23 protein-coding genes, 1 riboswitch and 1 other annotated feature are annotated in these 22,204 nt (G+C 43.4%); of the genes, 18 read left to right on the forward strand and 5 right to left on the reverse strand.

Going from position 1 to position 22,204, the window contains the following annotated elements; translation table 11 throughout:
• Positions 1–59: 59 nt before the first annotated feature.
• Genes OCU30_RS05325 through OCU30_RS05360 form a run of 8 tightly spaced genes read left to right on the forward strand, consistent with a single transcriptional unit; the run spans position 60 to position 6,057 of the window.
• The gene (locus tag OCU30_RS05325) at positions 60–479 is read left to right on the forward strand and encodes a nuclear transport factor 2 family protein (RefSeq protein ID WP_077313317.1); all 420 of its coding nucleotides are present in this window, start codon (positions 60–62) and stop codon (positions 477–479) included.
• Positions 476–1,216, forward strand: a complete 741-nt coding sequence (locus tag OCU30_RS05330; protein WP_077313315.1) for an SDR family NAD(P)-dependent oxidoreductase — start codon at positions 476–478, stop codon at positions 1,214–1,216. Before OCU30_RS05325 ends, OCU30_RS05330 begins: the two co-directional genes overlap by 4 nt.
• Complete coding sequence (locus tag OCU30_RS05335; RefSeq protein ID WP_077313312.1) at positions 1,213–2,493, forward strand: NAD(P)/FAD-dependent oxidoreductase; 1,281 nt, start codon at positions 1,213–1,215, stop codon at positions 2,491–2,493. Before OCU30_RS05330 ends, OCU30_RS05335 begins: the two co-directional genes overlap by 4 nt.
• Positions 2,493–3,230 (forward strand): DUF1365 domain-containing protein, encoded by a 738-nt coding sequence (locus tag OCU30_RS05340; protein ID WP_077313310.1) that lies wholly within the window; start codon positions 2,493–2,495, stop codon positions 3,228–3,230. The genes OCU30_RS05335 and OCU30_RS05340 overlap by 1 nt, the downstream gene beginning before the upstream one ends.
• Before the next feature lie 28 nt (positions 3,231–3,258).
• Entirely contained in the window at positions 3,259–4,503 is a 1,245-nt protein-coding gene (locus tag OCU30_RS05345) for an SAM-dependent methyltransferase (protein ID WP_077313307.1), read from the forward strand.
• A 3-nt stretch (positions 4,504–4,506) separates the two neighbouring features.
• Complete coding sequence (locus OCU30_RS05350) at positions 4,507–4,995, forward strand: DUF2878 domain-containing protein (protein ID WP_077313305.1); 489 nt, start codon at positions 4,507–4,509, stop codon at positions 4,993–4,995.
• Positions 4,988–5,512: a chalcone isomerase family protein gene (locus OCU30_RS05355; RefSeq protein ID WP_077313303.1), complete on the forward strand. Its 525-nt coding sequence runs from the start codon at positions 4,988–4,990 to the stop codon at positions 5,510–5,512. Before OCU30_RS05350 ends, OCU30_RS05355 begins: the two co-directional genes overlap by 8 nt.
• Before the next feature lie 2 nt (positions 5,513–5,514).
• Positions 5,515–6,057, forward strand: a complete 543-nt coding sequence (locus OCU30_RS05360; RefSeq protein WP_162841026.1) for a DUF3833 domain-containing protein — start codon at positions 5,515–5,517, stop codon at positions 6,055–6,057.
• 81 nt (positions 6,058–6,138) lie between these two features.
• Here the strand turns inward: OCU30_RS05360 and purB are convergent, their stop codons facing one another.
• The 3 genes from purB to mnmA are packed head-to-tail and all read right to left on the reverse strand — an operon-like array spanning position 6,139 to position 9,325.
• The gene (purB, locus tag OCU30_RS05365) at positions 6,139–7,509 is read right to left on the reverse strand and encodes an adenylosuccinate lyase (RefSeq protein WP_077313301.1); all 1,371 of its coding nucleotides are present in this window, start codon (positions 7,507–7,509) and stop codon (positions 6,139–6,141) included.
• A 60-nt stretch (positions 7,510–7,569) separates the two neighbouring features.
• Positions 7,570–8,187: a high frequency lysogenization protein HflD gene (gene hflD, locus OCU30_RS05370; protein WP_077313299.1), complete on the reverse strand. Its 618-nt coding sequence runs from the start codon at positions 8,185–8,187 to the stop codon at positions 7,570–7,572.
• Between the two features lie 16 nt (positions 8,188–8,203).
• Positions 8,204–9,325, reverse strand: a complete 1,122-nt coding sequence (gene mnmA / locus OCU30_RS05375) for a tRNA 2-thiouridine(34) synthase MnmA (RefSeq protein WP_077313297.1) — start codon at positions 9,323–9,325, stop codon at positions 8,204–8,206.
• Positions 9,326–9,788: 463 nt separating this feature from the next.
• Between mnmA and OCU30_RS05380 the strand changes: the two genes are divergently transcribed.
• Positions 9,789–11,093 (forward strand): inosine/guanosine kinase, encoded by a 1,305-nt coding sequence (locus OCU30_RS05380; protein ID WP_077313295.1) that lies wholly within the window; start codon positions 9,789–9,791, stop codon positions 11,091–11,093.
• Positions 11,094–11,198: 105 nt separating this feature from the next.
• On the opposite strand, the gene OCU30_RS05385 is transcribed toward OCU30_RS05380, so the two are convergent.
• Entirely contained in the window at positions 11,199–11,612 is a 414-nt protein-coding gene (locus tag OCU30_RS05385) for an H-NS family histone-like protein (protein WP_077313293.1), read from the reverse strand.
• 390 nt (positions 11,613–12,002) lie between these two features.
• A riboswitch (Lysine riboswitch) is annotated at positions 12,003–12,186 on the forward strand.
• 109 nt (positions 12,187–12,295) lie between these two features.
• On the opposite strand from OCU30_RS05385, the gene OCU30_RS05390 reads away from it, so the two are divergent.
• The 9 genes from OCU30_RS05390 to hisIE all read left to right on the forward strand — a co-directional run bounded on the left by OCU30_RS05390 (position 12,296) and on the right by hisIE (position 21,451).
• Positions 12,296–13,897, forward strand: a complete 1,602-nt coding sequence (locus tag OCU30_RS05390; protein ID WP_077313291.1) for a Na+/H+ antiporter NhaC family protein — start codon at positions 12,296–12,298, stop codon at positions 13,895–13,897.
• A gap of 188 nt (positions 13,898–14,085) precedes the next feature.
• Positions 14,086–14,221 (forward strand) — a sequence feature (His leader region).
• A 51-nt stretch (positions 14,222–14,272) separates the two neighbouring features.
• Positions 14,273–15,169: an ATP phosphoribosyltransferase gene (hisG, locus tag OCU30_RS05395; RefSeq protein WP_077313288.1), complete on the forward strand. Its 897-nt coding sequence runs from the start codon at positions 14,273–14,275 to the stop codon at positions 15,167–15,169.
• Between the two features lie 3 nt (positions 15,170–15,172).
• Entirely contained in the window at positions 15,173–16,471 is a 1,299-nt protein-coding gene (gene hisD, locus OCU30_RS05400) for a histidinol dehydrogenase (RefSeq protein ID WP_077313286.1), read from the forward strand.
• Between the two features lie 2 nt (positions 16,472–16,473).
• Complete coding sequence (gene hisC / locus OCU30_RS05405) at positions 16,474–17,517, forward strand: histidinol-phosphate transaminase (protein WP_077313284.1); 1,044 nt, start codon at positions 16,474–16,476, stop codon at positions 17,515–17,517.
• Positions 17,518–17,637: 120 nt separating this feature from the next.
• The gene (gene hisB, locus OCU30_RS05410; RefSeq protein WP_077313282.1) at positions 17,638–18,708 is read left to right on the forward strand and encodes a bifunctional histidinol-phosphatase/imidazoleglycerol-phosphate dehydratase HisB; all 1,071 of its coding nucleotides are present in this window, start codon (positions 17,638–17,640) and stop codon (positions 18,706–18,708) included.
• Positions 18,708–19,319 carry an imidazole glycerol phosphate synthase subunit HisH gene (hisH, locus tag OCU30_RS05415; RefSeq protein WP_077313280.1) on the forward strand — a complete coding sequence of 204 codons (612 nt, stop codon included), beginning with the start codon at positions 18,708–18,710 and terminating at the stop codon, positions 19,317–19,319. The genes hisB and hisH overlap by 1 nt, the downstream gene beginning before the upstream one ends.
• A 10-nt stretch (positions 19,320–19,329) precedes the next feature.
• Positions 19,330–20,067 carry a 1-(5-phosphoribosyl)-5-[(5-phosphoribosylamino)methylideneamino]imidazole-4-carboxamide isomerase gene (hisA, locus tag OCU30_RS05420; RefSeq protein WP_077313278.1) on the forward strand — a complete coding sequence of 246 codons (738 nt, stop codon included), beginning with the start codon at positions 19,330–19,332 and terminating at the stop codon, positions 20,065–20,067.
• A complete protein-coding gene (gene hisF / locus OCU30_RS05425; RefSeq protein ID WP_077313276.1) occupies positions 20,049–20,822 on the forward strand; it encodes an imidazole glycerol phosphate synthase subunit HisF in 774 nt (257 codons plus the stop codon). The genes hisA and hisF overlap by 19 nt, the downstream gene beginning before the upstream one ends.
• The gene (gene hisIE, locus OCU30_RS05430) at positions 20,819–21,451 is read left to right on the forward strand and encodes a bifunctional phosphoribosyl-AMP cyclohydrolase/phosphoribosyl-ATP diphosphatase HisIE (protein WP_077313274.1); all 633 of its coding nucleotides are present in this window, start codon (positions 20,819–20,821) and stop codon (positions 21,449–21,451) included. Before hisF ends, hisIE begins: the two co-directional genes overlap by 4 nt.
• Positions 21,452–21,476: 25 nt before the next feature.
• Here hisIE and OCU30_RS05435 read toward each other — a convergent pair whose 3' ends face one another.
• Complete coding sequence (locus OCU30_RS05435; protein ID WP_077313272.1) at positions 21,477–22,157, reverse strand: rRNA large subunit pseudouridine synthase E; 681 nt, start codon at positions 22,155–22,157, stop codon at positions 21,477–21,479.
• Between the last annotated feature and the right edge of the window lie 47 nt (positions 22,158–22,204).

The raw sequence follows: 22,204 nt of genomic DNA on the forward strand, positions 1-22,204 counted from the left end.
AAGTCAGCTAACGTATAAGTTATACGGATTTTTATTTTGTATAACACGTCAGGTGATTTATGAATTCAGCCACCGTTGCTCAGTTTTACCAAGCGCTGAGCAAAGATAACCTCGATCAGTTACCAACGATCTATCATGATGATGTTGTGTTTGAAGACTCTGCTCATCATGTCGAAGGTATTAACGCTTTAAGTGCTTATTTTACACAGCTCTACGAGAACGTTGAACAATGCCAGTTTGAAATTGAGGAACAGCATGATCACGATGATGTTGGCTTTCTCGTATGGAGAATGACGCTCATTCATCCTAAATTAAATAGTGGTAAGCGTGTCATCGTACCTGGCGTCACACATCTCAAGTTTCAGGATGGAAAAGTCATCTTTCATCGCGATTATTTTGACATGGGACAAATGTTGTATGAGCAATTGCCTATACTCGGTAGTGTGATTCAATTCATCAAAAGGAAGCTTGGCCAATGACCTGTGTATTAATTACTGGCGCAACATCGGGGATCGGATTGCAACTCGCGACAGACTACGCTAAAGAGGGCTGGTCAGTACTGGCTTGTGGACGTAATCAGTCACAACTCGATGAACTTGCCATTCAATACCCTAATATTACACACGTTGCTTTTGATGTTACAGACGCAGAGCAAGTGCATACTTCGTTCCGTGATTTACCTCATTTCCCCGATTTATGGTTATTAAATGCGGGAACCTGTGAATACATTGAAAATGGCGAGATGGACAGTACGCTAGTTAAGCGGGTCATGGATGTCAATTTCTATGGAATGCTCCATTGTATTGAGGCGCTTCAATCGCTATTACGTCATGGTGATCACGTCGCCGTTGTCAGCTCGATCGCCGGCGAAATGGTATTACCAAAGTCACAGGCCTATGGTGCATCGAAAGCGGCGATCAGTTATGTGATGAATGTACAAGCGGCTGAGTGGGCACAACAAGGTATTAGCACTTCTATTGTCTATCCTGGTTTTGTGAAAACTCCGTTGACCGATAAAAATACCTTCGATATGCCCATGATGATTCCGGTAGAAGAAGCGTCGGTTAAAATCCGCAAACAATTAGCTAAACGAAAATCACATATTTATGTTCCTTGGATCTTTACTGCTATTGTCAGATTCATTGCTCTGTTTCCCTATGCATGGCAGCAGAAACTGGTCAGGAAATTAATTAAATCAGAAGGAGAGCAGTCATGAAAGTGGCCATTATTGGGGCTGGTATTTCAGGATTAACGACTGCGTATTACTTGCAATCCCAACATGATATTACGGTGTTTGAAGCCAATGATTATATTGGGGGTCATACGGCAACGGTTGATGTTAATGTGCAAGAGCAGCCTTATGCGGTAGACACAGGGTTTATTGTTTATAACGATCGTACTTATCCTAATTTTATGCATCTAATGCAAGAGATTGGTGTGAAAGGTAAAGCGACAGAAATGAGCTTTAGCGTGAAAAATGACGGTAATGGACTGGAGTATAACGGTCATACGATTGGGACTTTATTTGCGCAAAAACGTAACCTATTGAATGTTAAATTTTATCGTTTTATTGCCGATATTTTACGTTTTAATCAATTAGCTAAAGCAGCAATCGATGAGCAATCACGCGTACAAACTCTCGATGAATTTCTTGATAAACATGGCTTTAATGCTTACTTTTGCGAAAATTATATTTTACCAATGGGCGCGGCTATTTGGTCATCAAGCCTAGCCGATATGCGTCAATTTCCGCTCGATTTCTTCTTACGTTTCTTCCTCAATCATGGCTTGCTCGATGTTACCAATCGTCCGCAGTGGTACGTTATTGAGGGAGGCTCACGCAGTTATATAGACCCATTAACACAAGGGTTTAGCGATCGGATTCGTTTAAATTCTCCAGTAAGTTCTGTGGTACGTTCACACTCCGGCGTCACAGTAACCAGTAATGGCGTGACAGAGCAGTTTGATGAAGTGGTGTTTGCCTGCCATAGCGATCAAGCTAAGCGTATGCTTAGCGATGCGACCAGCCTTGAGCAAGAAATTTTAGGGGCGATTCCGTATCAAGCCAATGACGTGACCTTACATACCGATACAACCATATTGCCTAAACACCAATCGGCGTGGGCGTCTTGGAATTATTGGTTAGCAGGGGAGAAAAACGAAGAAAAACGTCTTCCGGCTGTTACGTATAATATGAATATTTTGCAACAGATTGACGCTCCACACACCTTCTGCGTGACGTTAAACCGCGATAATGCCATTGATCCGACGAAAATCTTACGTCAATTTACTTACCATCATCCCGTTTTTACTGTTGACGGGTTACGCGCCCAACGGCGACGTAATGAAATTAACGGACACCAGCATGTGTGGTTCTGTGGCGCTTATTGGTATAACGGATTTCATGAAGATGGTGTGCGTAGTGCGTTAGATGTTGTGACTGCGATGAATGCCTATATGGACAGTACACAGTCTGACCAAGGGGCGGCATAATGACCTTGTCGAGTAGAATCATGATAGGAGAAGTACGCCACAGGCGTTTTACGCCGAGTCGTCATGATTTGAATTATGGGCTATTTATGCCGTGTATTGATTTAGATGAGTGGCACTCACTCAAAACCTCCGTGTGGGGATTGGGGGAATCTTGGTGGCATTGGGCTCGTTTAAAACGTGCTGATTATGTAGGTGGAAAAGGTGACTTTAAAGCCGCGGTGCAAGACAAAGTTCATGAGTTAACGGGAACGCGGGTGTCCGGCAAGGTGGTCGCGTTGATTCATTTACGTTATTTAGGAATGTATTTCAGTCCGGTTAATTTTTACTACTTATATGACGAATCAGGCAAGTTTCGTTATCTACTGGCGGAGGTCAGTAATACGCCTTGGAATGAACGTCACTATTATGCGGTATCGGCAGATGAGCATGAACCTCATAATGGCTGGCAGCAACCAAAAACCTTTCACGTATCACCTTTCAATCCAATTGATCAAGGCTATCAGTGGAAGATTAGACCATTAACCGACAAGGTTTTTGTTCACCTTGAGTGTCACCGTAATGATAAAGAGTTTGATGCAACACTGTTAATGAAAGGTGTCCCCTTCACCACGCGGCAGTTGTTCGGTTTATTATTAAAAACGCCCGTGATGACAATAAAAGTGGTGGCGGGGATTTATTGGGAAGCGTTTAAGCTATGGCGTAAAAAGGTACCCATTTATGATCACCCAGAACGCTAGAATAAGAAAAATCTAAGGAGAAACCTCGATGTTAGACACGTCTTCCATTCGAATGAATCAAAAATTGACGATCTGGCATAAGGGCGCACGTGCAACCATACTAAAAGCCTTATCGGTTGTGTACTTTGGCCAATTATCTATTCGTGAGCTCTATGAGCAGGATGCAGAATCGGCGGTAATGGAATTTGGACAAGCTAACGTGGGGCAGCCTCATGTGTCGATTGACGTTCATCATCCCGATTTTTATGTGCGCTTATTGAAAGGTGGCAGTATTGGCGGAGCTGAAGCTTATATTGATAAATTATGGGATACCTCAGATTTGACCACCTTAGTAGAGATTATGGCGAAGAACCAAGCCATGCTCGATGAAATCGAAGCTAAATCTGGCTGGTGGACACGTCAAGCGACCAAAGTCGGCCATTGGTTGAAACGTAACACGATTGATCAAGCCAAAAACAATATTTTAGCCCACTATGATTTAGGGAATGATCTGTATGAGACGTTTTTGGATAAAGACATGCTTTATTCAAGTGCGTTGTACGTTGATGAAAACGAGACATTAGAGCAGGCTCAACATCAAAAAATGGCGCGTTTATGTCAGCAATTAGCATTAACCGCTGATGATCATGTAATTGAAATCGGCACTGGGTGGGGGGCAATGGCGATTTATATGGCGTCGCATTACGGTTGCCATGTTACCACGACAACGATTTCTGATGAGCAATATCGCTATGCAAAAGCTCGTATTGAAGAGCAAGGTCTGACTGACCGTATTACCTTGCTAAAACAAGATTATCGCTTACTTGAAGGGCAATACGATAAGCTGGTTTCGATTGAAATGATCGAAGCGGTAGGTAAGCAATATTTGCCTTCTTATATTACTCAATGTCAGCAACTGCTTAAGCCAAATGGCATTATGGCATTGCAAGCCATTACTATTACCGACCAACGCTTTGACTATTATGGGCGTAATGTCGATTTTATTCAGAAGTATATTTTCCCAGGAGGATTCCTTCCTTCAGTGACGGTTTTAGCCAACGCTGCGACTCAAAATACGGATTTCGTCATACGTGATTTGCATGATTTTGGTGACGACTATGGGAAAACACTACGTGAATGGCGTAAACGCTTTGAAGCCCAATTGCCACGTGTTAAAACGCTTGGGTATGATGAGCGTTTTATCCGCTTGTGGCGATTTTATTTTTGCTATTGCGAAGGTGGGTTTAAAGCGCGCAGTATCTCCGTGATCCATATGACCTTGACGCGTTCTTAGCGGATGTGGCAACTACTGGTTATTTCTATATGGTTTCAAGCACTGTGGTTTATGGCAGTGCTTGGCCAAACGGAGTGGCAATGGGGTAGTACCGCCTTGCTCGGCGTTACGTTGGTCGCGAGCTTGAAATGTAATCAATCACGTTGGCGATGGTGGGCTGGTGTCACCTTGATCGGCATTGTGTTAGATAGTTTGAATACGCTATTAGGTTTATTTCAGTTTACAACGGCTGTTATTCCAATCTGGTTAATGGTGTTATGGGGCGCATTTGCATGGTACAGCTGGTATCTTATGCCGATTATGACGCGTTGGCCGCGTCCAATACAGGTATTAGGCAGTGGCTTGAGTGGTAGTTTAAGCTACCTTGCTGGCGCTCATTGGCAAGCGGTGGAATTGCCACAAGGTCAAGTTATCAGTGTTATCATACTTATTTTGGAATGGGCGATATTAATACAGTACTTGATTTGGAAAAGAGAGCAGAATCATGATTAAGCGTGGATTAATACTGACAATAATAGCGATGTTATTTAGCCACGCTGCTCTGGCTCAGGGAAGTCAATGGCAGCAATGGCCGCGTGTTGGCCAGGCGCATTTTACTTGGTTGTGGTTTGATGTGTACGATTCCACTCTACACGCTCCAAATGGTAAGTATGTCAACCTTGCTTCGCCGCTAGCTTTACATATTACGTATCGGCGTACTATTTCGGCAGAAGACTTATTGACTGCAACGGATAAACAATGGAAAAAACTCAATTATAAGAAAGATGACATTGCACAATGGATGAATACACTGAAGAAGGTTTTTCCCTCAGTAAAGGATGGGGATCAACTGGTGTACCAGTCGAATGGTAAAACAGGGACTTTCTATTTTAAGCCGACGACTCAGTCTGAGTTTAAAACGATTGGAGAAATCACCGATAGCACATTTAATCGCGCGTTTTTGTCGATTTGGCTATCAGAGAATAGTCAGTACCCAGACCTAAGAAATCAACTTATTGGAGGGACTTGATAATGGCTAAGTGTTTTTTATGGATAAAAAAAGTCAGTGTACTACTGATGACCGTCTGTCTGCTAAGTAGTTGTAGTGCCGATATTAATGATTATAAAGGAACTACGCCTAAGTTTGATCTCTTCGAATATTTTCAGGGAGATATCGAGGCTTGGGGAATGGTTAAAGATTATACTAATAAACAAACTCGCCGCTTTCATGTCAATGTCCGAGGTGAGGTTGATGGCGATACTCTCACTTTGCATGAAGACTTTGTTTATGATGATGGTGAAACGGACACTCGCGTTTGGACCATCACTCGTCAAGGAGATGGACGTTATCTGGGTAAAGCAGGGGATATTATTGGTGATGCGACCGGTCAAGTGGTCGGCAATGCTTTGCAATGGCAATACGATTTTCGTTTAAAAACGGATGAGCGTGAAATTGATGTCCATTTTGATGACTGGATGTACCGTCAAGATGACCGTCATTTGTTTAATACCACAAGTATTACCAAATGGGGCGTAGAAGTCGGTGAAGTGACATTATTTTTCACAAAACAATAATGTGAATACGTCAGTAGCGGTCATTATTCTATGATGAAAAAGGGAGCATATAGGCTCCCTTTTTTGTTTACATATACGAGATTACAATTTGTCTGTTAACTCAACCGCTTGGCCAATGTAGTTTGCAGGCGTCATCGTTTTTAAACGCGCTTTTTCATCGACAGGAATGTCCAAACCATCAATGAACTCGTGCATTGCCGCTTCATTCACACGCTTACCGCGGGTCAATTCTTTGAGTTTTTCGTATGGTTTTTCAATACCGTACCGACGCATAACGGTTTGGATAGGTTCTGCGAGTACTTCCCAGTTACGATCTAATTCGCTTACTAATGCATCAGCATTGATTTCAAGTTTGCTGATACCTTTTAGTGTTGATGTATAAGCAATAATTGCATAACCCATCCCCACGCCTAAGTTACGCAATACTGTTGAGTCAGTGAGATCACGCTGCCAGCGAGAGATAGGCAGTTTTTGTCCTAGATGATTTAACATCGCATTGGCAAGACCTAAGTTCCCCTCTGAGTTTTCAAAATCAATTGGGTTAACTTTATGCGGCATGGTTGACGAGCCAATTTCTCCGGCGATGGTTTTTTGCTTAAAGTGACCTAATGCAATATAGCCCCATATATCACGATCGAAATCGATAAGAATCGTATTAAAACGCGCAACAGCATCAAAGAGCTCGGCAATATAATCATGCGGCTCGATTTGTGTTGTATACGGGTTCCAATCCACGCCTAATGATTCGGTAATGAATTGTTCGCTAAATTGATGCCAATCGATTTCAGGGTAGGCAGAAAGATGCGCATTATAGTTACCAACGGCACCATTAATTTTCGCCAAAATTTCAGTATCAGCGATTTGCTTGTATTGACGTTCCATACGGTACGCCACGTTTGCCATTTCTTTCCCCATCGTAGAAGGTGAAGCTGGCTGACCGTGTGTACGAGAAAGGAGCGGAACCTCACGATACTCATTAGCAAGTTTACGAATGCCATCGATGATATTACGGATTTCAGGAAGGATAACGGTATCACGCGCTTCTTTTAACATTAACGCGTGTGATGTGTTGTTAATGTCTTCAGATGTACAGGCAAAGTGAATAAATTCATTGATAGCATGTAATTCTGGAATCGCTGCCACTTTTTCTTTTAAGAAGTACTCAACCGCTTTTACATCGTGGTTAGTCGTACGCTCAATCTCTTTAATACGGGCGGCATCATCTTCACTAAACTGTGTCGCGATATCGTCAAGATATTGTGTTGCTTCCTTGCTCAGTGATGGGACTTCTTTGATCTCTGGTGTTGCTGAAAGCTTCTGTAACCAACGTACTTCAACGATGGTACGATACTTTAGGAGACCATATTCACTGAAGATACTGCGCAACGCAATCGTTTTACTTCCATAGCGACCATCTACCGGTGAAACAGCAGTCAATGCTGACAGTTCCATATTCTTCTCCTGAATATTGAGTTAAAGGTTTGAGTAAAAAGGGTAACGAAGAGCCATCATTTATATGTGCTGCAAAATTTGCTTGGCTTGCTCGACCATTTTCTTACGGCCGAAAATAAGATGACGACGTTTTCCACCAACCTGATTCCATAATACGGCACAACGAATGCCGCCAAGTAGCAAGGCGCGTACTTTATTTTGGCTAGTGGTTTGTTGTAATACAGCTGGGGTTCCAGTTATTTGAATGCGTGGGCCGATTGGGCTAATGACATCGAGATAAACACTGGCGAGGTTACTGAGCATTTGATCTTCAAGTAAATCAAAATGTTCAGTTTGGCGAGATAACATATCCAAGCGATCGCCTAATTGAGACATGGCATCGTTACGTCCAGATAGCTTCTTTTGTAACGCGAGCAAACTGATGATATAGCGAGTCAGCTCACTGCCATTGGTTGAGCCATCGATACCATTCACCATGGTTTCTAAACCCAGTTTGAGGTTGCGTTCGTGCCCAAAGACACTGACTGTGTCTTTGGGATCCATACAAATAATTGCCCGGAGGGAGGTTTCAAACGCGTCTTTATCACATTGACCATTGCGTGCAACTTGTTGAACAAGCGCTGCCGCTTGGCATAAACCAGCAAAAGCAATAGTACGGTCGTATAGTGTGTTAGCCACGTAATAGCTCCTTTATTTACAAATAAACGCGAGATTCAATGATACCGCCACCAAGACAGACGTCGCCTTGATAAAATACTGCTGATTGACCTGGTGTCACCGCCACTTGTGGGTCATCAAATACGACATTAACACGGTCATTATCGATTGGTGTTACCTCACAGGCGATGTCCGTTTGGCGATAGCGTGTTTTCACCGTGCAGCGTAATGTGTCAGTTAAAGGTTCTTGGCTAATCCAGTTCATTTGTGATGCCACTAAACCGGTGGACTTTAGCAGTGGATGATCACCACCTTGAACCGCGATTAATACGTTGCGTTTAAGATCTTTCTCGGCGACATACCAAGGTAATTCACTGCCATTTTTAAGACCGCCAATATGCAAGCCCTTACGCTGACCAAGCGTATGATACATTAAGCCTTGATGTTGCCCAATAATGTCCCCTTCTGGGGTTTCAATATTACCTGGTTGAGCAGGAAGGTATCGTGATAAAAATTCAGTAAACTTACGTTCACCAATAAAACAAATACCGGTCGAATCTTTTTTCTTCGCAGTAATGAGGCCTTGCTCTTCAGCAATGCGACGGACTTCCGGCTTTTCTAATTCGCCAACTGGGAATAAGCTACGCGCTACTTGCTGGTGGGTGAGAGCATGTAAGAAGTAACTTTGGTCTTTGTTTCCATCAAGACCACGTAACATCTGTGCTTTTTCACCATTTTCAGGGAAGCTGCGACGTACATAATGGCCCATCGCGATATAATCTGCATCGAGCACTTCATCCGCGAATTCTAAAAAAGCTTTAAACTTAATTTCTTTATTGCATAGAATATCAGGGTTAGGGGTTCGGCCTGCTTTATATTCTTCAAGAAAATACTCAAAAACATTATCCCAGTATTCAGCCGCAAAATTGATTTTATGCAAATGGATACCAAGTTTGTCACATACCGCTTGAGCATCGGCGAGATCTTCTGCTGCTGTGCAATATTCTTCACCGTCGTCTTCTTCCCAGTTCTTCATGAACAGGCCTTCTACATGGTAGCCTTGTTGCTGAAGAAGGTAGGCCGATACCGATGAATCAACACCACCAGACATGCCTACAATCACTTTTTTCGGACTGTTTGCGCTAAGGTTCTCTGACATAACTTAATACCACTCAATTAACTTGGAGACAGATTCTAACAGAAACATTTTTGCTAGGACAGTTCATTACTCTCGATCGCTAAAAATGCCATGAATAATGAATGAAAATCGAGCAAAGATACGCATTGATTTGCATTTATATGCGAAACGAGTTGGATTTAGCAAAGTGCTTAATGCGTTTGCGCTCAATGTATATGTAAAACCGACCATTACATTGTGAAGGTTTTGATTGAAAGTCGACATTTTATTAACATTAAACCGAGATATAAAGTTTACTGTCATTGTGTTTTTTATAATAAACACCCGCGAGTAGAAAATATCAGACTGGCGCAATCGATTACTTTTTGTGTGTGTGTCGTTCTCTGTATTAGTAATCGTTTGCTATAATTCTAGACATTGTCGAACATGCTCGCACAGGGTAGAATTCCTGCCCATTTCTCTCCATTCGAATTTGTTGGGTATTATGAAATTTCCAGGACGGCGCAAGTCTAAACATTATTTTCCAGTTCACGCTCGTGATCCATTAGTTATTCAATCACAAGAAGCGGCAAAGGCTTCTAAAACACATGTTATTGGGATTGATCAAACCTTGGTAGATATTGAAGCGACAGTGTGCAGTGAACTGATCGAACGTTATGGATTGAGTAAAGGACATTCATTACTCATTAATGATGATCACGCAGAAGCATTATATAGTGAATTAAAAAACAACCAGTTAATTACGACTGAATATGCAGGCGGTACGATTGGAAATACCTTACATAATTACTCTGTTCTTGCCGATGATAGCTCAACGTTGCTTGGGGTAATGAGTAGTGACATTAAGATTGGTAGTTATGGGTACCGCTATTTATGTAATACTTCAAGTCGAATGGATTTGAATTATTTACAAGGTGTTGATGGTGCAATAGGCCGTTGTTTTGCGTTAATTACGGAAGATGGTGAAAGAACATTTGCGATCAGTGCTGGTTTGATGAATCAATTGAAACCAGAAAGTATTCCTGAAGCTATTTTTTCCAATGCATCGGCATTAGTGTTGACCGCGTATTTAATTCGTTGCAATCAAGGCGACCCGATGCCTGAAGCAACGATGCAAGCAATTGAGTATGCTAAACAATATAATGTACCCGTCGTATTAACCTTAGGTACAAAGTTTGTTATTCAAGACGATCCTGAATTTTGGCGTGAGTTTTTAAATGAGCATATCTCGGTTGTCGCAATGAATGAAGAAGAGGCGACGGCATTGACGGGGGAAGACGATCCATTACTGGCTTCAGATAAAGCATTAGAATGGGTTGACCTGGTACTCTGTACGTCAGGGCCTGTTGGACTGTTTATGGCCGGCTATTGCGAAGAAGAGAGTAAGCGCGAAACATCGTTACCGTTATTGCCTGGTGCCATCGCTGAATTCAACCGCTACGAATTTAGCCGCCCTGCGATGAAAAGCAGTTGTGTCAATCCAATGAAAGTGTATTCACACATCGCGCCTTATATGGGCGGGCCGGAAAAAATTAAAAACACCAATGGTGCCGGGGATGCAGCATTATCGGCGTTACTACATGATATGTCGGCAAATAAATATCATAAAGATATGGTTCCTAATTCGAGTAAACATCAACATGAATTTTTGACGTACTCCTCATTCTCTCAAGTATGTAAATATGCTAACCGCGCTAGTTATGAAGTATTAGCTCAGCATTCTCCACGTTTATCTAAAGGTTTACCAGAGCGAGAAGATAGTTTAGAAGAAGCGTATTGGGAACGTTAGCATGTAATAATTATTAAGATAATAAACTGTTTATAAAGAATATTATACACATAAAAAAGGCTCCGCTATCGGAGCCTTTTTATATCATATAGGTATAAATATTGATTAAATTGCAAACTCTTCTAGAGATTTACCTTCGTCTAACGCTTTTTGGATAGTTGAAGGTGTACGACCTTGGCCTGTCCAAGTTTTTTCTTGGCCGTTAGCATCAACGTATTTATATTTAGCAGGACGTGGTGCACGTTTACCTTTTGATTTACTCTTGGTTTTTGTTTCGCCAGAAAGTGCATCAATTAATGCATTTACATCAATACCATCAGCGGCAATTTTTTCTGCAATTGCAGAAAGTTTGGCTTCCTGTTCAGCACGAGCAGCACGCTCTGCTTCTTCTGCTTCACGACGTTCTTCAACAACCGTGGTTAATTTATCAAGCGCTTCATCAAGTTGTTCTAGCGTAAGATCTCGTGCAAATGCACGCAGGCTACGAATGTTCAGTAGAGTTTTTGTTAAATCAGACATGACTGCTTCCTATTAAATAAAATCAAAATAATTTAAGTAATTTTAAACCGAGCTTTTTATTCTTACAACATCTGAAATGAAATAATAATAAACTGTCGATGATAATATATCCTATATGACGTATTTACCAATAAAAAGTTCACTATTAAAGATATATAGGGACGAAATATAGAAAAACAATTGTCAATAAATGTAAAAAATTTTATTAAGTGAGTATTAGTGCATAACAAAGTCAATTTTTAGCAAACTAATTAAAATATGGCGAAGGATTGAGCACTTGAAATATCTCTAGATATTCGGGTTGCAATGAGGGTTTGAATACGTACAATAGCCGCCACCTAAGCGGGGATGAGATTTTTATCAACGATAATTGTTGGTTTGAGTTGAAATCTTCGCCGTAGAGGCGCAATAGTCATCAGTATTTATGGTTGGAGTGATGTCAATGAACCATAAAAAAAGGGGCGATTGCCGAAGCGACTGTTTTTCATCAAATACATTCGCTGGGGTTGTATTGAATAAGTACAACACTGCCATAGTCTATTGTGTTGTTAAACTATGGAGCGCTACTGTAGGGTTGGGTGGAGTGTTCGCTTCCCTTTCGCTTGCTTCAACATAATTATTATTTTTAGCATAGTAATTGTCTGCAGTAGATCTCTAACCAACGAAATTGGTTTTTGAAGATCATGAATTTAATCGATTTTTCTACCTCACCGTTATCGCTACTACCACCGGTAGTCGCACTTAGCCTAGCCATTATTACACGTCGTGTATTAGTGTCTCTTGGTGTTGGTATTGTATTAGGCTCTTTACTTCTTGCAGATTATTCTGTGACGAACACGGTGGTTTATATTTGGCAAAAAGTGATTGCGGTATTTATCAGCGATGGCGCGATCAATTCTTGGAATATGAGCATTTTGTGCTTCCTTGTCTTGCTAGGAATGATGACCGCTTTGTTGTCCCTATCGGGTGGAACACGTGCATTTGCCGAATGGGCGCAAGTACGTGTTAAAAGCAAACGTGGCTCACAATTACTGGCTGCTTTCCTCGGTGTATTCATTTTTGTCGATGACTACTTTAACAGTTTAGCCGTAGGGTCGATTTCCCGACCAGTCACGGATCGCTTTTATGTCTCTCGGGCAAAATTAGCCTATGTGCTTGATTCGACTGCTGCGCCGATGTGTGTCGTCATGCCAGCTTCAAGTTGGGGCGCGTACATTATGACATTGGTCAGTGGTATTTTAGTGAGTCATGGCATTAACGACTATACACCTTTAGGTGCGTACATGCGTTTAGTGCCAATGAACTTTTACGCGATTTTTGCGTTGTTAATGGTGTTTGCTGTGATCTGGTTTCGTATGGATATTGGACCTATGCGTAAACATGAAAGGCAAGCGGCTCAAGGGCGAGGTTGTGATACCAGCTCAGCAAAAAATAGCGATAATCAAGAATTAGAGATACCAGAAAGCCAGCACGGTAAGGTTTCTGACCTTGTGTTGCCGATAGTGATGCTCATTATCGCGACGGTCTCAACTATGATTGTGACGGGAGCTCAAGCGTTAGCGGCCAATGATGAGGGATTCTCAGTGCTTGGTGCATTCGAGAATACGGCAGTAGATACTTCGTTAATCACGGGCGGAATTGTTGGGCTTGTGGTTGCTATTGCGACAGTATTTAAGCAACAGTTACCTGTCGGAGATATTGGTCGTACATTATGGATTGGGGCGAAATCCATGTTTGGCGCGGTGATCATTCTTGTATTTGCGTGGACCATAGGGTCGGTGATTGGCGATGTTCAAACCGGTGCGTATCTTTCTTCGCTCGTGCAAGACAGTATTAGTCCACAATGGTTGCCTGTGCTGCTGTTTATCTTATCTGGGATTATGGCCTTTGCGACCGGAACATCCTGGGGAACGTTCGGCATTATGTTACCTATTGCAGGTGATATGTCGGCTGCGACTGATCTTGCATTGATGTTACCGATGTTAAGTGCGGTATTAGCAGGCTCTGTGTTTGGAGACCATTGCTCGCCAATTTCAGATACGACCATTCTATCGTCAACCGGCGCGCGTTGTAACCATATTGACCACGTCGCAACTCAGTTACCTTATGCGCTTTCAACGGCCTTTATTTCGTTGATTGGTTATATAGTATTGGGTATGAGTGATTCAATCGTGATTGCCTTTGGTGCCGCAGCAGTGACGTTTATTGTGGTGTGTCTCGTGCTTAAGTGGGTCTCTCAGCGCCGCATCAATGATAAGCGTACACAATCTCCAAGCCGGGCTTAAACTGGTCTAAAAATGTCGTACTAAAAAGGAGGTCATGTGACCTCCTTTTTTTATGTCAAATTGATTGTCGCTAATAATTCGCACAAATACGAAAAAAGCACTTGAAATATCTCGTAAGCTTCGTTAGTGTAAAATCAATCCAACGAAAAAACGGTTATAAATATGCGCTCAATTAATATGATTATTCATCATCACCATCATCATCCTTAGTCAGTCTGTCGGGAGATGAGCGCATACCCGGGAGACAGGAAATCTCCCGGTGGTTAATTTGGTTATAGTCAGATTGCAAACCCTCGGGAACTAAGCTCCCGAGGGTTTTTTCATTTTAATCCAAAAAAATCATTTAAATTCAAATATTTGCAAAGGGAAGTGTTTATGTCATCTCAACGTTTAAGAATCGCAATTCAGAAAAAAGGCCGTTTGGCGAAAGAGTGTCAAAGTCTACTCAAACAGTGTGGCGTGCAGTTCAATGTGATGGGTGAGCGCCTAGTCGTTCATTCGGTAAATATGCCAATTGATTTATTGTTGGTTCGCGATGACGATATTCCAGGTTTGATTATGGATGGCGTCGTTGATTTAGGTTTTATCGGCGAAAATGAACTGGAAGAAGTGCGTTTAGATCGCGTTGCGCTGCAAAAGCCGAGCGAGTTTGAAACGCTACGTCGTATGGATTTTGGTGGCTGTCGTCTTTCTATCGCCATCGATGCAGATCAAACCTATAACGGCCCACAAGATTTACAAGGTCAGCGTATTGCCACAACCTATCCACAACTATTGAAAGCTTACATGGATCGGGAAGGATTGGATTTTAGCACTTGCATGCTCACCGGCTCTGTCGAAGTGGCACCCCGAGCAGGGCTTGCTGATGCTATCGCCGATTTGGTTTCAACAGGAGCCACGTTAGAAGCGAATGGTTTAAAAGAAGTGGAAGTGATTTTTGAATCAAAAGCCACTTTGATTCAACGTCCTGGCGAGTTTGCTTCAGATAAAGTGAACTTAATTAATCGCTTATTGACTCGTATGCAGGGTGTCCAGCAAGCCAAAGAATCGAAATACATTATGTTGCACGCACCCGTCGATAAACTGGAAGAAATCACGGCATTGCTTCCTGGTGCGGAAGATCCAACCGTATTGCCACTGTCCGCAGATAAATCTCGCATGGCATTGCACTTAGTCAGTGCTGAAAACCTATTCTGGGAAACAATGGAACAGCTTAAAGCGCTAGGCGCGAGTTCTATTTTGGTGTTACCGATTGAAAAAATGATGGAGTAAGTGATGAGAACCGTTGTTTGGCAATCTTTAAGTGAAGAGCAGCATAATTCAATTTTAGAGCGTCCGGCGATTTCTGCTGGCGCTAACGTCACATCCATTGTTAATGAGGTGATGACTCAAGTACGCGAAGGCGGTGATGCGGCGTTGTGGGAGCTAACCGAAAAGTTTGATCGTGTAAAACCGGCGACATTGCGTGTCAGTAATGAAGAGATTGAAGCAGCGTCTGAACGTTTAACCCCAGAAATGAAGCAAGCGTTGGAACAAGCTCATGAAAATATTAGTTGCTTCCACAAAGCGCAAAAAGCGCAAACGATACGCGTAGAAACGATGCCGGGCGTGGTGTGTGAGCAGATTACGCGTCCAATTAGTCAAGTAGGGCTGTATATTCCTGGCGGCAGTGCTCCACTGCCTTCGACTGTATTGATGCTAGGTGTTCCTGCACAAATTGCGGGCTGTCGTAAGGTGATCTTGTGTTCACCACCACCGATTGCGGATGAGATTTTGTACGTTGCCAAACTGTGCCAAATTGATGAAGTGTATAATTTAGGTGGGGCACAGGCGATTGCCGCGATGGCTTATGGTTCGGAGTCTGTCACTAAGGTGGATAAGATCTTTGGCCCAGGTAATGCGTATGTAACTGAAGCAAAACGTCAAGTAAGTAATGATTATCGTGGCGCCGCGATTGATATGCCAGCAGGCCCATCTGAAGTGTTAGTCATTGCTGATGAGCACGCCGATCCAGACTTTGTCGCCGCCGACCTTCTGAGCCAGGCAGAGCATGGCCCTGATTCACAAGTGGTTCTTGTTACGCCGTCACCTATTTTGGCTGACCAAGTGAATGATGCGGTACAAGCGCAATTACAAGAGTTAACACGTGCTGATATTGCTCGCCAAGCTTTGTCATCCAGTTTGGTCATTATCGCTGAGTCGCTGACTCAGTGTGTATCGATTTCTAATTTCTATGGGCCGGAACACTTAATTGTCCAAACCAAGAACCCACGAGAGCTCGTACCATTATTTGATAATGCTGGTTCAATCTTTTTAGGATGTTGGTCACCAGAGTCCGTAGGCGATTATGCCTCGGGTACTAACCATGTATTACCGACCTATGGTTATACACGGACTTACTCAAGTTTAGGATTGGCGGATTTTAGCAAGCGTATGACAGTGCAAGAGTTGTCCGCGCAAGGCCTACAAAATCTCGCGCCGACGGTGGTAGAAATGGCCAATGCCGAAGGGTTGGACGCACACCGCCGCGCCGTTACCATCCGTGTTAATAAATTACAGCAACAGGATAAGTAATCATGGAAAAACTGGCTCGTAAACAAGTTCAAGCATTAACCCCTTACCTGTCAGCACGGCGTATTGGCGGTGAAGGTGATGTTTGGCTCAACGCGAACGAATCCCCTTATGATAATGAATATCAATTAACGGTTAGCCAATTAAATCGTTACAGTGATTGCCAGCCAGCGACATTGATCGACGCATACGCAGAGTATGCTGGAGTAAGCTCAGAGCAAGTGCTGACTTCACGTGGTGCAGATGAAGGCATTGAACTACTGATTCGCGCCTTTTGCGAAGCAGGCGACGATGCCATTTTGTACTGTCCACCCACGTATGGTATGTACGCGATCAGTGCTGAGACGTTTGGCGTTGAGCGTAAAACGGTGCCTTTAACGTCGGATTGGCAACTGGATCTTCCAGCGATTGAAGCAAATTTAGACAAGGTTAAAGTGGTCTTCGTTTGTAGTCCGAATAACCCGACTGGCAATGTTATGAATCGAGACGATATCGTAACATTACTTGAAATGACTCAAGACCGTGCCATTGTCGTGATAGACGAAGCCTATATTGATTTTTGCTTACAAGATAGTACCGTTGATTTATTGGCAACATATCCTCACTTAGCCATTTTACGCACGCTGTCGAAAGCATTTGCGTTAGCGGGATTACGTTGTGGTTTTACCTTGGCAAGCCCTGAACTGATTCAGGTGTTATTAAAAGTTATTGCGCCGTATCCTGTTCCCGTCCCAGTTGTTGATATTGCAGTACAGGCGTTATCTAAAGCCGGATTGGCGCGGCAAAAGTATCAAGTATTAGAAATCACGGTGAACCGCGCTTACTTGCAAGCAGGTTTAAGTATGATTCCAGGCGTGACGGTACATGAAGGCTGGGGAAATTATTTACTAGTCCAGTTCCCTGATGGCGATGCTTTATTTAAAGCAGCATGGGATGCAGGGATTATTTTACGTAATTCACCCATCGAAAATGGGGTACGCATCAGTGCTGGCAGCCGTGAAGAATGTGAAAAAACCGTAACGTTTATTCGTAATTTTTATCAAGCATAATTCGTTATTTGCCCTTTAGTGAACGGATAGTGTGCTGAAGGGTGTAACGGATGAATTAATCAGTATTTTTAAACACGGGCAGTTATCTTGCTGGTGTGATAATCAGAAAAGGATCATTCTGTGAGCCAACAAAAAATTCTCTTTATTGATCGCGACGGCACGCTTATTGTTGAGCCGCCAGTGGATTTTCAAGTTGATCGACTCGACAAACTACAATTTGAGCCGTTAGTGATTCCAAGTTTGTTAGCATTACAAGATGCAGGCTATCGGTTGGTCATGGTGACCAATCAAGACGGGTTAGGCACCGAGAGCTACCCACAAGCTGACTTCGATGCGCCACATAACATGATGATGGATATGTTTTCTTCGCAAGGCGTTGTCTTTGATGATGTACTAATTTGCCCGCATTTTAACGAAGACAACTGCACATGCCGTAAACCGAAATTAGGTTTAGTTAGAACGTATTTACAGCAAGGCTTAGTCGATTTCACACAGTCTGCCGTCATTGGGGATCGACCAACCGATTTACAATTAGCTGAAAATATGGCGATACAGGGTATTCAATACGATCCCAAAGTAATGAATTGGCCAGCCATTGTCGCGACACTAACGCAACAATCTCGTGAAGCGACCGTTGTCCGTAAAACCAAAGAAACCGACATTCAAGTTGCCGTTAACCTAGATATTGCAGGAAAAAATCACATCGCGACAGGATTAGGCTTTTTCGATCATATGCTCGATCAAATCGCCACGCACGGTGGCTTCTCTCTAAACTGTCAAGTGACGGGCGACCTGCACATTGATGATCACCACACGATTGAAGATACAGCATTGGCATTGGGCCAAGCGTTGAAAGAAGCCTTGGGTGATAAACGTGGTATTGGCCGTTTTGGATTCAGTTTACCGATGGATGAATGTCTTGCGCAATGTGCGCTGGACTTGTCGGGTCGTCCTTATTTGAAATTTGATGCTGCGTTCAGTCGCGAACAAGTCGGAGATTTGTCGACAGAAATGGTATATCACTTCTTCCGTTCACTGACTGATACGTTAGCTTGTACGTTACATCTGTCTTCGAATGGTGACAACGACCACCACATTATTGAAAGTCTGTTTAAGGCATTTGGCCGCACCTTACGTCAAGCGATAAAGGTTGAGGGTAACGATCTGCCGAGTAGCAAAGGAGTGTTGTAATGTCGCCAAGTATTGTCATTATTGATACCGGCTGCGCGAATATTTCTTCATTGCGCTTTTCCATTGAGCGTTTGGGATATGACGTAACCATTTCTAAAGATCCCGACGTGGTACTCGGGGCGGATAAGCTGTTTTTACCTGGAGTAGGAACGGCGACGGAAGCCATGAAAAACTTGCAAGAACGTCAACTGGTTGAGCTTGTTAAGCAAGTCACTCAACCGTTGTTAGGGATTTGCTTGGGTATGCAACTGCTGGGTTTACGTTCACAAGAAAAGCCGTCACATACTACGGCGGATATTGACTGTTTAGGTTTGTGTGCGGGTGAAGTGAGCTTAATGGATACGCAAGGTTTGCCATTACCACACATGGGTTGGAATACAGTGACAGCCGCTTCTGGGCATCCATTATTTGCTGGCATTGAAGCTGACGAATACTTTTACTTTGTGCACAGCTTTGCTATGCCAGTTGGAGAGTACACCATCGCAACTTGCGACTACGGTCAGCCGTTCAGTGCGGCGATTCAAAGTGGTAATTATTACGGAGTACAATTTCACCCAGAACGCTCTTCGAAAGCGGGCGCTACTTTAATTAATAACTTTTTAACGCTTTAAGGATAAAGAGATGATCATCCCTGCATTGGATCTTATTGAGGGGCAAGTTGTTCGCTTGTATCAAGGCGATTATGGACAAGTGACGGAATATAAAGTTGATCCGGTGGAACAGTTTGCTGTTTACCACAACGCCGGCGCACAATGGTTACACTTGGTGGATCTAACGGGAGCAAAAGATACACAAGCCCGTCAATTAGGCTTAATTGGCCGTTTGATCGCCAGTACACCCGCACAAGTACAAATTGGCGGCGGAGTGCGTTCTGAAGACGATGTGAAAAATTTATTAGACGCAGGCGCAGAACGTGTAGTTGTTGGCTCGACGGCGGTCAAGCAACCTGAACGGGTAAAATCTTGGATTAAACAGTATGGCGCTGAGCATATTGTCCTCGCGCTAGACATCAATATTAATGCCGATGGCGAGCGCCATGTGGCGATTTCCGGTTGGCAAGAAGATTCGGGTGTGACGATTGAAGCCTTACTCGATGATTACCTAACCGTTGGATTAAAGCATGTGTTATGTACCGACATTTCTCGTGATGGCACATTAGCCGGTTCCAATGTGTCTTTGTATCAGGATTTATGCGCACAGTATCCGCAAGTGCAATTTCAATCATCTGGCGGTATTGGCTGTTTAGATGATATTCAGGCACTACGAGGGACAGGGGTCGCTGGGGTGATCGTCGGTCGGGCATTATTGGATGGCAAATTTACCGCAGAGGAGGCGTTCGCATGTTGGCAAAACGCATAATACCGTGCTTGGATGTCCGTGATGGACAAGTGGTTAAAGGGGTTCAGTTTCGTAATCACGAGATCATCGGTGACATTGTTCCACTGGCTAAACGCTATGCAGAAGAAGGCGCTGACGAGTTAGTTTTTTATGATATTACCGCATCAAGTGACGGACGTGTTGTCGATAAAAGCTGGGTTTCCCGTGTAGCAGAAGTGATTGATATTCCTTTCTGTGTGGCTGGAGGTATTCGTACAGCAGAAGATTGTGCACAGCTATTAGAATTTGGCGCCGATAAAGTCTCGATCAATTCACCTGCGCTGGCCAATCCACAGCTCATTACTGAGTTAGCCGATCGCTTCGGCGTACAGTGTATTGTGGTCGGCATTGATTCCTATTTTGATGAAGAAGCCGGTACATATAAAGTGTATCAGTTCACTGGTGATGAAAAACGCACGGCAGCAACCAAGTGGGATACGGTAAGCTGGGTCAAAGAAGTGCAACAACGCGGTGCGGGTGAAATTGTGTTGAATATGATGAATCAAGACGGTGTCCGTAATGGGTATGATTTAACCCAACTCAATTTGGTACGTGAAGCGTGTAAAGTGCCATTAATCGCCTCCGGCGGTGCTGGTGAAATGGTGCATTTTCGCAATGCGTATCAGCAAGCAAATGTCGATGGCGCACTAGCCGCCTCAGTATTTCATAAAAAAATTATTAATATTGGTGATTTAAAACACTATCTCCAGCAGGAAGGAATCGAGGTACGACTATGAGTCAAGATTCAGTAACAACGTCTTTATCACAACGTATTGACTGGGATAAAGTCGATGGGTTAATCCCTGTCATCGTGCAAGACTTTACCTCTAGTGAAGTCTTGATGTTGGGCTACATGAATAGCGATGCGCTCGATAAAACATTAACGACGCAACAGGTGACATTCTACTCACGCACCAAACAACGCTTATGGACCAAGGGTGAAACGTCTGGCAACGTGTTGCAGCTTAAAAATCTCGCGTTGGATTGTGATCAAGATACACTACTCGCAACGGTTGAGCCTATTGGTCCAACATGTCATTTAGGCACGACCACGTGTTTTGATGGTGACGCACAAGAAGCCTCACAGATGGTTTGGCTGCAGCAACTGGAAACGCTATTGGGCCAACGTAAAAACGCGGATCCCGACACCTCTTATACGGCGAGTTTGTACGCGCGGGGTACCAAGCGAATTTCTCAGAAAGTGGGTGAAGAAGGCGTTGAAGTGGCGCTAGCGGCAACCTCTGGCGATAAGGCAGAGTTAGTATGTGAATCGGCAGACTTAATGTATCACTTATTAGTGTTGTTAAACGATCAAGGTTTATCAATGAGTGATGTGATTAATAAATTGAAAGAGCGCCATCAATAGCGCTCTTTCATTAAGGCCTTCACACTTAAAGGTGAAGGTCTTGCCATTGCCCTGGGGCCAAATCGCCGAGAGTAATGTCACCCATCGAGTAACGAATTAAGCGTAGAGTCGGGTAACCAATATGAGCCGTCATACGCCTGACCTGTCGATTGCGACCTTCGATGATCGTTATCGCAAGCCACGTAGTCGGAATATTCGCTCGAAATCGAACGGGAGGATTACGTGCCCACAAATGAGCAGGTTCATCAATTCTTTCGACTTTAGCGGGCAATGTTGGGCCATCTTTTAAGGTGACGCCCAAACGTAGCTGCGCTAATTCTTCCTCATTCGGTTCCCCATCGACTTGAACCCAGTAGGTTTTTTCAGATTTTGATTTGGGTTGTGTCAGCTTGGCTTGCAATACGCCATCGTTGGTTAGCACCATCAAACCTTCGCTATCTCTATCTAAACGACCTGCGGCATAAACATCTTTGACATCAATAAAATCCGCTAAGGTTTGTCGGCCTTGGCCATCGGTAAATTGGCTCAAGACATCATAAGGTTTATTAAACACTAATACCTTACGTTCCAAAGGAGCTGGGCGAGGTTTACGTTGGTTAGCCTTAGGCTTAGGCTTACGGCGTTGTGTGGATGATGAACGCTTTTTGGGAGTGGCCTCAGAGTGAGAGGCACGCAAAGAACGATGGCCGTTTGGGCGAGATGACATGTTAATTACCTTGCAAAAATGTAAAAGTATGGCTGCGATCGTTTTAT

The sequence above is a fragment of the Vibrio palustris genome (genome assembly GCF_024346995.1).
Taxonomy (GTDB): domain Bacteria; phylum Pseudomonadota; class Gammaproteobacteria; order Enterobacterales; family Vibrionaceae; genus Vibrio; species Vibrio palustris.